Source organism: Acinetobacter johnsonii ANC 3681, assembly GCF_000368805.1.
Taxonomy (GTDB): Bacteria; Pseudomonadota; Gammaproteobacteria; order Pseudomonadales; family Moraxellaceae; genus Acinetobacter; species Acinetobacter johnsonii.
In genome coordinates this window covers 1-13947 of the sequence record NZ_KB849702.1, presented here as the reverse complement: position 1 = coordinate 13947, position 13947 = coordinate 1, and the positions used below count along the sequence as shown (strand labels likewise).

Genomic DNA, 13947 nt, shown 5'->3' with positions numbered 1-13947 from the left:
GCTAAAAGTTGACCTTTTTTGACCTATATTGAGGAATAGCACACAGATATATTTCCCCAGTAAAACAAAAAATATGAAGGGATAATAATGAAAAGAAAAGGATTTTTTATTTTATCGACGCTAGCACTGTGCGGCTTCTCAAGTATGGTGCAGGCGAAGCAGCAGGTGTGTGTCTTCGACCTATTGGGTAAAGCAGGGGAATCTTATAAATTCTTAGAAGAATGGGCTTTGGTCAGTAAAAAATGGGGTGCACAGGTACAGTTGATTTCGTTTCAGGACGAAGACTTAGCCGATAAAGCTTTTCAAAATGATAAATGCGATGCGGTGTATATGACCTCAATGCGCGCGCGTACCTATAACAAGTTTGCAGGTTCGATTGATGCCTTAGGCGGAGTGCCAAGCAATAAAATTGCACAAAAGGCGGTGGAATATGTGTTGGATCCTAGAAATACCAAGCGTATGACCACCACATTACAAGGTGAAAACTATGAAGTGGCAGGTATCGGCTTGATTGGTTCAGCCTATATTTTTGTAAAAGACCGAAGTCTAAATACCATCGAAAAAGCACAAGGTAAAAAATTTGCCATCCTGCATTATGACCGGGCCCAACGGGTGATGGTAGAGCGAGTGGGCGCTGTACCTGTGATGTCGGATATTTCCAACTTTATAAAAAAGTTTAATACAGGCGAAGTCGATGTAGTTGCTGCACCTGCATATGCCTATAAACCCTTAGAAATTGAAAAAGGTCTAGGCTCTAAAGGGGCTATGCTTAACTTTCCCGTGGTTAATGTCACTGCAGATTTAATTGTCAGACCCGAGCGTTTTCCTGCTCAATTTGGCGCGCAATCACGGCAATGGTTTTTGCAAAAAATTCCGCAATCCTTTGCTATGGTGCAGCGACTTGAAGCTGCCATTCCCAGTAAAATCAAAATGCAGCTCAGCAAAGAAGACAAAGAAAAATATCAGCGCTTGCTACGGGAAGGGCGCATTGATTTAACCAAACAAGGGATCTATGACCCAGGCATGATGCGCGTGCTGAAAAAAGCCCGCTGTACGGTTGAACGCACCAATTTTGAATGTTCATTGGGCGGTGAATAAGGCGAAAATCTGTATTTCTTTGTAATATTAAGCATCATTCATGTAAAACAGATGATGCAGATTTTTTATTTTAATATGATGAATTTAAAATGCTTTTACTAATCTTGTGAAAATAAAAATGAGAGAAAAGAAAAAAATTTGCCCAATTGACAGTGATTTTTGAGTAAATGCTCTATTTTTTTAATTTTAACTTGCTTAATATTTTGCATGTGTATGGACACCTGTCAAACAACAAAACGAACAAGGACACAAGAATGAAAAAATTAACCCTCGCACTCGCTGCTTTTTCTGCTTTTGGTGTGGCGTCAACAGCACAAGCGGCCAAAGTGGACATCTGTGTATTTGACTTGCTTGGCAAATCTGGTGAGTCGTATCAAATGGCGCAAGAATGGGCTTTGGCAGCAAAAAGCTGGGGAGCTGAAATTAATTTGATCCCTCGTCAAGATGAAGCCGTTGCTGACAATGACTTTAAAGCAGGTAAGTGTGATGGCGTGTTTATGACCGCTATGCGTGCACGCCAGTACAATAAATTTGTCGGTTCTATTGATGCATTGGGCGGCGCTCCAAGCAATGCTATTGCACAACGTGCGATTACTTTTGCATTGGATCAGCGTAATGCGACCAAAATGGTGAGCAATCTTGGGGGGAAAAAATATGAAGTGGCAGGGATTGCACCTTTAGGTTCAGCTTTTATTTTTGTGCGCGATAAAAGTATTAATTCCATTGAAAAAGCGGCAGGTAAAAAGTTTGCAGTCTTGGGCTATGACGATGCCCAAAAAATCATGGTACAACGCGTCGGTGCGCAAGCAGTGATTTCCGATGTGTCTAACTTTGTGGCGAAGTTTAATAATGGTCAAGTTGATATGGTCGGGGCACCGGCTTATGCTTATAAACCTTTAGAAATTTATAAAGGTTTAGGCACGAACGGCGCAATGTTTAACTTCCCTGTACTACAAGTGACAGCTGACTTTGTGATTCGCCCAGATCAATTTCCCGCAGGCTTTGGACAAAAATCGCGAGATTGGTTTGTGAAAAACCTACCGAAAAGCATCGCGATGATTGGTCGTTTAGAAGCAGGCATTCCTGCAAAATACAAAATGAATCTCAGTGCAGAAGATAAAACCAAATATCAAAAAATGCTGCGCGATGGCCGGATGGATATGACCAAACGAGGTATTTATGATCCAGCAATGATGTCGGTCTTGAAAAAAGCCCGTTGCTCGGTGGATAAAGCCAACTTTGAATGCTCACTGGGCGGTGAGTAATTTGCCGAGTGTAATCAAAGAAAGCTCAGTTTAAATTGAGCTTTCTTTTTTGCTTTTAACCGACCGATTTAAATGGATTTGACGCAGCTAATTTGTATAGCGCGTAAGAAATGAGTGGTTTTGAACCAATTGAAGTGTCAGTCGGGGCATTAAAAATAACAAAGAGTACAAGTGAATGGCTCATCACAACAAACAACAATAAGTCTAAAGGAAGATGTATGAAACAGTGGATGAAAAGCCTCAGTGTCGGGACATTAGTCATTTCTGCAACAGCGATGGTACAGGCCAAACAAGTGGTTTGTGTATTCGACTTGGTCGGTAAAAATGGTGATGTGTATAGCCTGATGAAAGATTATCAGTTGGCGGCTAAAAACTGGGGCGCGGATATTGAACTGCGGGTCGGACAAAACGAAGCCGTGATTGCTGAAGATTTTAAAGCAGGAAAATGCGATGCCATTAGTGTTACAGGCATGCGCGGGCGTCAATTTAATTCGTTTACAGGCTCACTCGACGCAATTGGTGCGATTCCCGATCTCAATTTAGCGGTTAAAGTGATGCAAGGCTTGGCCAGCCCAACTTTTGCTAAACATATGGTCAATGGCAAGTATGAAGTGGCAGGTGTGATTCCTGTGGGGGATGCCTTTTTATTGGTGAATGACCGTAGCATCAATACCGTAGCGAAAGCCGCAGGCAAGAAAATTGCGGTTTTAGACTATGACCAAGCGCAAAAAGTCATGGTTCAACAAATTGGTGCGCAAGCTGTGAGTGCCGATGTCACGAACTTTGGTGCAAAGTTTAATAACGGTCAAGTCGATATTATTGGTGCGCCTGCTGCGGTTTTTAAACCCTTAGAGTTACATAAAGGCTTGGGGACGAAAGGGGCGATTGTAAATTATCCGATTTTACAGGTCACAGGCAATATCATCATTCGTCCGGATAAATTCCCTGCGGGCTATGGACAAAAATCACGGGAATGGGTCAAAGGCCAGCTGCCGCGTGCATTTGGTATTTTGGGTAAAATGAAAGCTGAAATTCCGCAAAAATATTGGATGCAGGTGCCCGCTGCAGATCAACCGGGTTATCAAAAGATGATGCGGGAAGCACGAATTGATCTTACCAACCGCGGTATTTACGATAAGCGAATGATGAAACTGTTATGGCAATTCCGTTGTAAGCAAGCGGCGAAAAACTTTGAATGTGGACTACAGGATGAAAATTACAAACAATCTTGAGAAAATTAGTCTGATTTGACTTTAAATATTCAAATAGGGACCATATATTGAGTATGCTATACTCGAAATATGGTCTTTTTGATTTGAAAGACAGCTGAACCGAACTGAGGAATCTAAGATGAATGCCCAAGCACTTGAACTAAGCGACAATGCCGCAAATAAAGTACGTCAATTACGTGACAGTGAAGGGAATCAAGATTTAATGCTTCGTGTGTATGTTACGGGCGGTGGTTGTTCAGGTTTTTCTTATGGTTTTAACTTTGCTGAAAACCAAAATGAAGACGACGCAGAATTTATCAATGGTGATGTGAAAATGTTGGTTGACTCATTGAGTTATCAATATTTGGTCGGTTCAGTGGTGGATTATATTGAAGGTTTAGAAGGTTCACGTTTCATCGTGCAAAACCCAAATGCAACAACGACCTGTGGTTGTGGTTCATCTTTCTCGATCTAAACCTGATCTGATTAAAAAAGCCCTCATGATGAGGGCTTTTTTATGTGCAATCATTCGTTTTCAATCGAGTTTAATCGCATCGAGTAGGTCAAAAATAATCGTGGTGACATCTTGGCTTAAGTCACGGTTATTAAAAACTTCATAGGCGGTAATGGTGACATCGGTGTCACTCGGTAACAGTTTCTGTTCTTCTTCAATCAAATCATTGATCGGTAAAAGCGTCTGTTTCACTTCCAGATGTAAAACATCCTTAAACTCTAAATTTTCATCTTCAAGTTCTAACAGTTGCTCGTTGAAATAGGGCAATAGAATAGAATGGAGATAAGGTTGAATCTCAACAATATCAAAGATTTCGATATCACGAGTTTCTTCAATCGTACTGATGTGGTCATTTACTTCGATTAAGATATGGTAGTAACTCACATTCGTCTCCAAAGCTTCTAGTGGATATTCAATTATTTACAATAACACGAACCCGAGTCAAGATGTGCTGTGATTGTATTTCATACACCCATTAAAATTAGGGGATTATTTTTAGTAATCCATCACTTCAACGGGCATTAAATAACGCAATATCAGCACTTTGTAAACGAAAATTCTGCATATTTTGCTCTTCTAGCATTGGGTACATCAGGGCTTTCGGATCATTATGATGTTTCATTCCGAGGGCATGGCCAAATTCATGCGCTAAAGTCAGACGTAAGTCTTCTTTGGACTCAAACTCATAAATATGAATTTCACGCCCATTGAACAGTCCTTTATCAAATAGACGGGGTTGAAAGCGCTGGTTGAACTGGTCGATGGCCAGATTATGGCCTTGATCCAAACGGTTCAGTTCATCTACCTTTTGATTGTAGGCATTCACTTGCAGGTTAAAGCTGGCAATTTGTTGGTCTAAAACGTGTTGCTGTTGACGCAGCTGCACCAAACTCTGTTGTACGGCCGCTTGCTGCGAAGCAGGGACTCCGCCGTGCTGGTTATACTGACGGATCATGGCATTATAGTTTTGGCTAAGGTCTTGTAGACTCTGTTTTTGCACATCTAAAGCCCCTGAGTGACGTGTCAGATTTTGTTGCATGGCTTTGAGTTCAGTATTTTTTTGACTCAGTCCTTGTTCATTTTGTGTCAGTTTAGACAGTTGATCGCGGCGTTGTACCGACTCATCTTGACGTTGGTCATAAATGAGTCGAATACTGAGCCGAGCATTGGGGTCATAGACAAAGTAGTCTTGGCCCAAACCCTGTTTCCAAATGTCCGTGGCTTGCTGGCTAATCTGCTTTAACTCATGTTCACTAAGAGCAAAACGTGGATCGACTTCCGCAATACGATAGCGAATACGTTGATCGAAAGGATGGGTGAGTCGATCCAGCAGGGGATTGAGGCGCAGCTGAGGCTGTTGCATATTTTGATACAGAATCAAACCTAAAAAGCCCAGCAAAGCAAACAAGAGACTTTGACGCATATTTCATTCATATATCTTTATTTTTAGCTACTTTAGCGTAAAAAATACCTTTGCAACATAAAAAATACGTCTTCTCTATGGGCTTAAATTATTCCCAGTGCTGTCAGACTTTGTTTGACCAGTTGCTCACGCACGCTGGCTGAAATTCCTGTTTTCATATGCATATTCAAAGCAAAATACACTTTTTCACCTGTTGCTGTTTCGACCCAGCCTGTCCACCAGCCCACTTGCGGTTCTAGGTCCATGCCCCAACCAGATTTGGCGTAGAGTTTATAATTCGGTTTTTGTTCAATCAGCAGCATGTCTTGTACGGTATGTTGCACATCTGGCTTAAAAGCGAGTTGCGTATTGGCCAGCTTCTCTACAAAAAGGACTTCTTGAACAGGCGTAATTTGCAGTGGACCGACTAACCAAAAATTATCGACAACGGTGCCAATCTGTTGATTGCCATATCCAATGCGCTGTACTTCTTTTTGCATTAGATCTAGGCCAATGCGCCGTGCTAGCTCCTGATAAACAGGAACGGCAGATGCTTGCATGGCTTGCCCTAAAGTCATGTCTTTTTCCCAAGCAGGGAAGCTGTTCTTTTGACCATCCCATTTAAACACCTCGGTGCTGGTTGCTTTACCATGTTCTAGTCCGATTAAGGCATTCAGCATTTTAAAGGTAGAGGCGGGTACATAGGGTGTCTGAGCACGGCTCAAGTCATTGCCGTAGCTGTGTAAGCCATGCTTATCCTTTATGACAATCACCCCCGTGGTTTGGAGTTGATCGAAGGCCTGTTGGATCTGCTGCTGCGCACTTTGTTGCTCATGGTTTTTAGCTGTTTCTATGGAGGGGCTTCTTATTATGGTACATGCAGAACCGAAGGTAGTAATGAGGACGATGAGGCCCAACTGTAAAGTTTTCATGGGTAGCTAAGATCTAAATTTTTTATCAGCCTAAGGTAAAAGTGGAATGTGAAACAACAATATTTAGGTAATAAAAAACCGCGCTTTCGCGCGGTTTTTTATTAAAGAGACAAATTATTTTTTGTCATCTTTTACTTCAGTGAACTCAGCATCTACAACGCCATCGTCCGTTTTCTGTTGTTGACCAGCGTCACCGCCGAATGCATTCGGGTCGAAACCTTCAGCACCGCCTTGACCTTGCGCAGCTTCATACGCACGTTGTGTGATTGGCATGATGATGTTTTGAAGTGCTTCAGTTTTCGCTTTGATGTCTTCTACATCATTTTCTTTGGTCGAGGTTTCAAGCTCAGCGACTGCAGTTTCAACAGCAGTTTTTTCATCGCTTGTTACTTGCTCGCCTAGATCTTTCACTGCTTTTTGAGCAGAAGATACTAAAGCATCCGCTTCGTTACGTGCTTTAGCAAGTTCTTCGAACTTACGGTCTTCTTCAGCATTTGCTTCAGCATCTTTGATCATTGCTTCGATTTCAGCATCAGACAAACCTGAGTTTGCTTTAATCTGGATGGATTGCTCTTTACCAGTGCTCTTATCTTTAGCCGATACTTTTAAGATACCGTCAGCGTTAATGTCGAACGATACTTCAATTTGTGGCACACCACGTGGAGCAGGTGGAATGTCGCCCAATTGGAAGTTACCTAACAATTTGTTTTGCTGTGCCATTTTACGTTCACCTTGGAACACAGAAATGTCTACAGCAGGTTGGTTGTCCGCAGCAGTTGAGAACACTTGAGATTTCTTCGCAGGAATCGTGGTGTTTTTCTCAATAATTGCTGTTAACACGCCACCCATGGTTTCGATACCAAGTGTCAACGGAGTAACGTCAAGAAGAAGTACGTCAGTTTTGTCACCAGACAATACCGCACCTTGAATTGCAGCACCCATTGCTACCGCTTCGTCAGGGTTCACGTCTTTACGTGGTTCACGACCGAAGAATTCTTGTACTTTTTGTTGTACAAGTGGCATACGAGACTGACCACCCACCAAGATCACATCAGAAATCTCAGACGTTGAAAGACCTGCATCTTTAAGTGCAATACGGCAAGGTTCGATTGTACGTTCAACTAAATCAGCCACTAAACCTTCAAGTTTTGCACGTGTTACGTTGATCACTAAGTGTTTAGGACCAGTTGCGTCCGCCGTGATGTACGGTAGGTTAATTTCAGTTGCATTTGATGAAGAAAGCTCAATTTTTGCTTTTTCAGCTGCTTCTTTCAAACGTTGTAATGCAAGTGGATCTTGTTTCAAGTTGAAGTTTTGTTCTTTCTTGAACTCTTCAACCAAGAACTCGATTAAAGCATTATCGAAGTCTTCACCACCAAGGAAGGTATCACCGTTAGTCGACAATACTTCAATTTGTTGGTCGCCATCAAGGTCTGCGATTTCAATGATAGATACGTCAAAAGTACCACCACCTAAGTCGTAAACTGCAATTTTACGGTCGCCTTCTTTTTTGTCCATACCGAACGCAAGTGCAGCAGCCGTTGGTTCGTTGATGATACGTTTAACTTCTAAACCTGCGATTTTACCCGCATCTTTAGTTGCTTGACGCTGTGCATCGTTAAAGTAAGCAGGAACCGTAATCACGGCTTCAGTTACTGTTTCACCTAAGTAATCTTCTGCAGTTTTCTTCATCTTTTTCAAGATTTCAGCAGAGATTTGTTGTGGTGCAAGTTTCTTGTCGTTTACATCAACCCAAGCATCGCCATTGTCTGCTTTGATGATTTTGTAAGGGACAAGACCGATGTCCTTTTGAACCGCTTGGTCTTGATACTTACGACCGATCAAACGTTTGATCGCAAATAATGTGTTTTTAGGGTTAGTCACTGCTTGCCGTTTTGCAGACTGACCCACCAAGATTTCGCCATCTTTATACGCAATAATCGATGGTGTTGTACGTGCACCTTCAGCGTTATCGATCACTTTAACTTTGTCGCCTTCAAGTACAGCGACGCAAGAGTTTGTTGTACCTAAGTCAATACCAATGATTTTAGCCATTTGGATGATTCCTCAAAAATTTTTGCAATGTTTTTGCTTGTTATTCGATATGAGAGCCGTTCAATTTTTTTCAAGTGATAATCAAGAAAAAATTTTACAAACTCTCGAATTTATAGGGCTTATGCGCCAACCATGACCATTGCTGGACGAAGCAAACGACCATTTAAGGTATAACCTTTTTGCAATACCGTTCCGATCTCGTTGGCTTTTGCATTTGGATCAATCCCGACTGCTTGATGCAAGTCCGCATTGAAACCACTTGCTGTATCAACTGCGACCACACCAAATTTTTCCAGTGCAGTCAGTAACGATTTCAACGTCAGTTCCACACCTTCAAACATTGGTGTTTTTTCTTCACCCGATGCGCTAAGGGCACGTTCTAAATTATCCACTGAGTCAAGTAACTCTTTTGCGAATTTTTCGAGAACGGTGTCTTTATGCTTATCGGATTCACGTTGAATACGCTCTACACTTTTTTGTGCTTCGTATACAGCATTTGCAGTGCGTGCTTTTTCAAGTTTTAAGCTTTCTTCAAGATTGGTAATTTGAGCTTGTAAATCCTCAACTGAAACTTCAGCTTGCTCCGTTTCAGCTTGAGTTTGCGCTGTTTGTGAATCCGCTTGCTCTTGCCCTAGATCTTGAGCTTCTTGATTGTGCTCAGTCGCCATTGATTTACTCCGTTTAAATGGGTTCTTAAACATGTACAGTCCTTCAGGCATCAGTGTTAACTGGGTTAATCTGAACTGCCATGCGTTATTGAATTCAGGATTACTACAAAAGGTCGGGGCAACAGCCAAAAATTCAAGCGGCTTCAGTGATTAATTCATGTATTTTTGGTAAAAAATTGCTGAAATCAGGCTTTCTTGGCGCTTATTCTGTCCGAAGGTCCATTTCCAATCCTGCTAGAGTTTTTTTATGTTGAAAAAGTCTAATCGTTACATTGAATTATTTTAATCAAATTTATCTGTTTTACTAATTTTTCGATTGTCTACATAATGAATTTATCAGCGGTGATCATACTTTGTGGAGAGAGCAAAGTATGGTGACTGCGACCTATTTGGATAGCTTGGGGAAACCCTCCTAATTTAGAGATTTAGGTTTTTGAATAGTACGTCTCCCAAAAGTACTTTATTCAGTGCAAAGGTATAATGCTGTCAGGATGATTCGAGCTTTGCGCTCAAAATTCGATTTTTAAGGCTGTGGTTTCTTTATTTTTGTATGCTTTTTCGAGCTTAATCCGCCTTGGGTTAAGCTTTTTTTTTGCTTAAAATTTAAAAATAACATTATTTAATCGTGTATCAGCATATAAGAGTTCTGCAATGCTGAAGAGTTGATGGGCTAAGCATAGAGTTCCTATTTATGCTGCTCACCGAAGAGAGAAACAATGAAGAATCAGCACATTAACTTGAGCTGTTGTGGAGATGTAGTGCTAAGGCGGCATTTGTGCCCAATTAATAAAAAATTGCACAAGTTGTACTCGAAACTGTAAAAACTACAACTCAGCACGTGTGTAAAAGTTTTCGGATTTGACAAAGATAGGCAAGGCAAAGTTTGGCTTTGCTATTTTGTATGACGTAAAAGGAAATGAAAGAATGTTAAATAAGAAAACTGCATTATTGTCTCTAGCGCTCTTAGGTTCAGCATTTGCGATTGTGGGCTGTAGCTCAAATGAAACCAGTACTGCACCTGAGTCCGCTCAAGTGACCACTGCACCAGATGCAACAGCAACCGTTGAGGGAAGTGCTGGAGTAGAGGTTCAAGCGGATCCTGCTGCTCAGATTGAACCCATCCAATCTACACCTGCGACAACACAACAATAAAGCTTAAAAGAGAACTTCTCTTAAACTCGCTTTGTTAAAGACCTTCACAGGATGCCGTGAAGGTCTTTTTTTAGAGGGTAAATTATTAAGGCTACTCAGCCGTGTTATTTCGTCAGTCTGATGTGCGATGACGATTTTATCGTTCTTGACGTGAGTTATCCCAACCTTTGTTTTGATCGCGGCGTTGATCATCAGTACGTTGCTTACGATCGTTATTGGATTGTTTGCGTCGATCTTCAGTACGTTGACGCTCAGCATCATAACGTTTACGTTCTTGATTTAATCGCTCTTGATCACGCTTTTTCTGTTGCCAGTCTTGATGACGTTGATTAGCGATCCGTTTGCGCTCAGCTTCAATACGTTGCCGTTCTTGTTCGCGGTTTTGGCGTTCCCATTCAGCATGTCTTTGGCGGTTTCGGTCTGTTTCGCGACGTTCGCGTTCAATGCGGTTTTGTCGTTGTTGGTATTCCCAACGTTGGCGGTCTCGTTCACGTTCATAGCGATCATGCTGGTCGTAGCGTCGATCATCATAATCATAGCGGTGGTCGTAGCGTCCGTCATAGTAGCCATCCTCAGGAAAAGCCACACAACCAACAAACAAGGTGCTGATGAGCGAGAGGAATATTATTTTTTTAGTCATGGCAGGTCTCCTTCATAAAACGGAGTAGCAAAACACTCCTAAATCGGCATAAAAATTGTCAATGACAAGCTCTTAAAAGAAGATTAGCGTATAGGGCGTATTGCTATGTATCTTGATGTGAAGACTTATATAAGAGAATGGTCACGTAAGTGCTGATCATGTAGAGAATATGAAGAACGATAAAAGGATATTATTGACATGGGCGTGTTGAATCAAACTTTACAACAATGGGTGGAACAAGGCCAAGGCAGTGCGGCACGAGTAATTGATCGCTTACCGACAGTAGCACAAGAAGGCTTGGTTAAAGCGCTGGGTTATCCTCACCAGTTTGAACAACTGGACCCCTTTATCAAATGCTTAATGGCAGCTCAATATAAGCAAGGAAAATCGGGCTTTATTTTTGAAGACTACCACCGTTCGCGTAAATTGTTTGATCATCAAATTCAAATGTTGACCGCCAAACCCAGCACGGTAAAACAAGTGGAAGATTTACGTCTACCTCTACAAAGTGGAACTGTATTTGCGCGGCATTATCATCCTGCACCGAGTAAGAAACTTCCGATGCTGGTGTTTTATCATGGCGGCGGCTTTGTGGTCGGCAGTCTCGACAGTCATGATGAAGTCTGTCGCTTACTTGCGATCCATGCCAAAGTGCAGGTGCTCAGTATTGATTATCCTTTGGCGCCAGAAGTTGGCCCGAATGTCTTGATTCAATCTTGTGAAGATGCTTTGGCTTGGGTCTATCAAAACCGTCGTCAGTTCAAAATTTTGAAAAACCGAATTGCGGTGGCAGGCGATAGTGCAGGTGGCAATATCAGTGCCGTAGTGGCGCAGCGAACTGCTGCAAAAGCTTATGCGCCAAGTGCACAACTGTTAATTTATCCTGTAGTCGATTTCAAAAGTCGCCATCCATCGTTCTTTGCTTATAAAGATGGACTGACCTTAACTGGGCAAGATGTTGATAGGGTGACATCGTTGTATGCTGAACAACATCAGGTAGCTCTGGATGATCCTATTGTTTCGCCAACTTATGGCGTATTAAAAAGTGTCGCACCCGCTTTTGTCATCACCGCAGGTCATGATTTATTGCATGATGAAGGTGAAATTTATGCCATTAAATTAAAGCAGCAGGGCAATAAGGTTTATTATCAGAATTATCTAGATCAACCTCATGGGTTTGTGAACTTCACCATCATTTCTCGTCGAGCAAAAAAAATCACCATAGAAATGGCAAAGAACTTTAGAAAATTTTGGGATAAGAATGCCAAATAACAAAGCATGAATTTTCAAAAGAATGTTTCACGTGGAACATTCCTTTTTTATTTAGAGCGGATATTGGCTTCTGGAAAAACGAGCTGAAAGCTCGGGACATAAAAACTTTGTAGAGCTTTGGCTTGGCTAAAGTCTGGAAAGAGGGTGGTATGGTTTTGCCATTCAAATTTTTTCAGTTTCATTAGCTTTGCGCGAAACTGTGGAGAAAACTCATAACGTTGACCTTGCCACGCTTGCTGTATTTTGAGCATGGAACGTGGAATGTGATGACTATTAATATAAAACGGACTTGCTTTTTTACATTGGGTGAGTGTTAAACACAAGGTTTGGTCTTGAGTGCTGAGTTGACATTGTGTTGTTTCGTGCTGCGTATGCCAGTCAAACTGAGCGAACTCTTTCGGAATGCCCCAAAGTTGTTGACCATGTTCAACTGAAATCTGTGTAGATACATAAATTTTAGGAATCGAGCTTAACCGCCGTTTGCTCAGTAAAGGGTGGTCGAGTAAAAGCAGTTCATCATAAGGTCCAACAGGGGATTGATGATAACGCACCAACATGACTTGAACCACACGACCAATCGGGGAAGGAGCGATACGAAATGCTTTATGTTGTCGGATAAATTGCGGACTGATCCAATAATTCAAAATAAAGGCTTCACCTTGTAAATGCCAAGGTGGAAATTGACTCAATTGAGACAGGGCTAAAGCTTCATTCATCGTTATTCTCGTTTTCTTAGAAGAAGTAGTGTTTTATTTATACTGAACGATTAATATACCGAAATCTAATAACATCTGAATGCTGTGAGTAACGAAATGTTAAAGAAGAGTTTAGTTGCAGTGGCGGCTACATGTATGAGTATGGCGGTCATGGCAAATAACACGATTGTTGAAATGAAAACATCAATGGGTAACATCGAAATTGAACTGTTTAATGATAAAGCACCCATCTCAGCAAAAAACTTTGAAGACTATACGAAAGCTAAGTTTTATAACGGCACGATCTTTCATCGTGTCATTCCGGGTTTCATGGTGCAAGGAGGGGGTGTGACTGCTGACCTTGTAGAAAAGCCAACCCGACCAGCCATTCAAAATGAATCAAGCAATGGTTTATCGAATAAACGTGGCACTTTGGCGATGGCACGAACCAACCTACCGCATTCTGCAACCAGTCAGTTCTTTATTAATGTGGTGGATAATAACTTTTTAGATAGAAGTACCAATAACGCAGGTTATGCGGTTTTTGGTCAGGTCACTAAAGGTATGGATGTGGTGGATAAGATTACTAAAGTACCGACAGGACGCGCAGGACCACATCAAGATGTACCGAAACAACCCGTTAAAATTCTCAGTGTGAATATTAAAGCAGCAGCAGTGCAAAAGTAATGAAAAAAGAGAGCAGAAATATTAAATCTATATTTCTGCTTTAAAATTATTGGGTTAGGTGTGTGGTTGTGTGTTTTTGAACCTTTTTAGTGCATAAAAATACAACACCCGATAAAACAACCAGTTAAAAGCACTTGCAAAGCTTTAGAAATCCTCTAGAATGCACCCCATACCGACGAGATAGACGGAAACGAACGAAGCACGAAGTGCTGAGTTGTTAAGTATATTGAGTCCAGCTTCTAGCACTGACGAGGTGTTAGAAAGATCATTAAGAGATTATGAAGAACAACTTGTGTGGATTTTTACTGATTGATCGATCGAAAATATTTCATTGATTGAAGGTAAAAATTACTCGA

The 13947-nt window shown here is 41.5% G+C and carries 14 protein-coding genes; 7 read left to right on the top strand and 7 right to left on the bottom strand.

Annotated features, from left to right (window positions below):
• The first annotated feature begins 87 nt into the window (after positions 1–87).
• The 4 genes from F946_RS00070 to erpA all read left to right on the top strand — a co-directional run bounded on the left by F946_RS00070 (position 88) and on the right by erpA (position 4049).
• Complete coding sequence (locus F946_RS00070; RefSeq protein WP_004977709.1) at positions 88–1098, top strand: putative solute-binding protein; 1011 nt, start codon at positions 88–90, stop codon at positions 1096–1098.
• Positions 1099–1352: 254 nt separating this feature from the next.
• Positions 1353–2363 (top strand): putative solute-binding protein, encoded by a 1011-nt coding sequence (locus F946_RS00065; protein ID WP_004977708.1) that lies wholly within the window; start codon positions 1353–1355, stop codon positions 2361–2363.
• Positions 2364–2593: 230 nt separating this feature from the next.
• A complete protein-coding gene (locus tag F946_RS00060) occupies positions 2594–3595 on the top strand; it encodes a putative solute-binding protein (RefSeq protein WP_171065367.1) in 1002 nt (333 codons plus the stop codon).
• A gap of 118 nt (positions 3596–3713) precedes the next feature.
• The gene (erpA, locus tag F946_RS00055) at positions 3714–4049 is read left to right on the top strand and encodes an iron-sulfur cluster insertion protein ErpA (RefSeq protein WP_004697409.1); all 336 of its coding nucleotides are present in this window, start codon (positions 3714–3716) and stop codon (positions 4047–4049) included.
• 60 nt (positions 4050–4109) lie between these two features.
• Here erpA and F946_RS00050 read toward each other — a convergent pair whose 3' ends face one another.
• The 5 genes from F946_RS00050 to grpE form a co-directional block, all read right to left on the bottom strand.
• Positions 4110–4484: a hypothetical protein gene (locus tag F946_RS00050; RefSeq protein ID WP_005401765.1), complete on the bottom strand. Its 375-nt coding sequence runs from the start codon at positions 4482–4484 to the stop codon at positions 4110–4112.
• Between the two features lie 115 nt (positions 4485–4599).
• Complete coding sequence (locus tag F946_RS00045; RefSeq protein ID WP_004977704.1) at positions 4600–5511, bottom strand: matrixin family metalloprotease; 912 nt, start codon at positions 5509–5511, stop codon at positions 4600–4602.
• Between the two features lie 83 nt (positions 5512–5594).
• Positions 5595–6422 (bottom strand): OXA-211 family carbapenem-hydrolyzing class D beta-lactamase OXA-280, encoded by an 828-nt coding sequence (locus F946_RS00040; protein ID WP_004977701.1) that lies wholly within the window; start codon positions 6420–6422, stop codon positions 5595–5597.
• A gap of 114 nt (positions 6423–6536) precedes the next feature.
• A complete protein-coding gene (dnaK, locus tag F946_RS00035) occupies positions 6537–8477 on the bottom strand; it encodes a molecular chaperone DnaK (RefSeq protein ID WP_004977698.1) in 1941 nt (646 codons plus the stop codon).
• Between the two features lie 119 nt (positions 8478–8596).
• Positions 8597–9145, bottom strand: a complete 549-nt coding sequence (gene grpE, locus F946_RS00030; RefSeq protein ID WP_004977697.1) for a nucleotide exchange factor GrpE — start codon at positions 9143–9145, stop codon at positions 8597–8599.
• A gap of 924 nt (positions 9146–10069) precedes the next feature.
• On the opposite strand from grpE, the gene F946_RS00025 reads away from it, so the two are divergent.
• Positions 10070–10297, top strand: coding sequence for a hypothetical protein (locus F946_RS00025; protein WP_004697397.1), 228 nt, complete (start codon positions 10070–10072; stop codon positions 10295–10297).
• A gap of 136 nt (positions 10298–10433) precedes the next feature.
• Here F946_RS00025 and F946_RS00020 read toward each other — a convergent pair whose 3' ends face one another.
• Complete coding sequence (locus F946_RS00020; RefSeq protein ID WP_004977696.1) at positions 10434–10937, bottom strand: hypothetical protein; 504 nt, start codon at positions 10935–10937, stop codon at positions 10434–10436.
• Positions 10938–11135: 198 nt separating this feature from the next.
• Here F946_RS00020 and F946_RS00015 point away from each other — a divergent pair, with 198 nt between their 5' ends.
• Positions 11136–12209: an alpha/beta hydrolase gene (locus F946_RS00015; RefSeq protein WP_004977693.1), complete on the top strand. Its 1074-nt coding sequence runs from the start codon at positions 11136–11138 to the stop codon at positions 12207–12209.
• A 47-nt stretch (positions 12210–12256) separates the two neighbouring features.
• Here the strand turns inward: F946_RS00015 and F946_RS00010 are convergent, their stop codons facing one another.
• A complete protein-coding gene (locus F946_RS00010; RefSeq protein ID WP_004977691.1) occupies positions 12257–12925 on the bottom strand; it encodes an acetoacetate decarboxylase family protein in 669 nt (222 codons plus the stop codon).
• 96 nt (positions 12926–13021) lie between these two features.
• Between F946_RS00010 and F946_RS00005 the strand changes: the two genes are divergently transcribed.
• On the top strand, positions 13022–13591 hold the full coding sequence (locus F946_RS00005) for a peptidylprolyl isomerase (protein WP_004977689.1): 570 nt from the start codon (positions 13022–13024) through the stop codon (positions 13589–13591).
• The last annotated feature ends 356 nt before the right edge of the window (positions 13592–13947 follow it).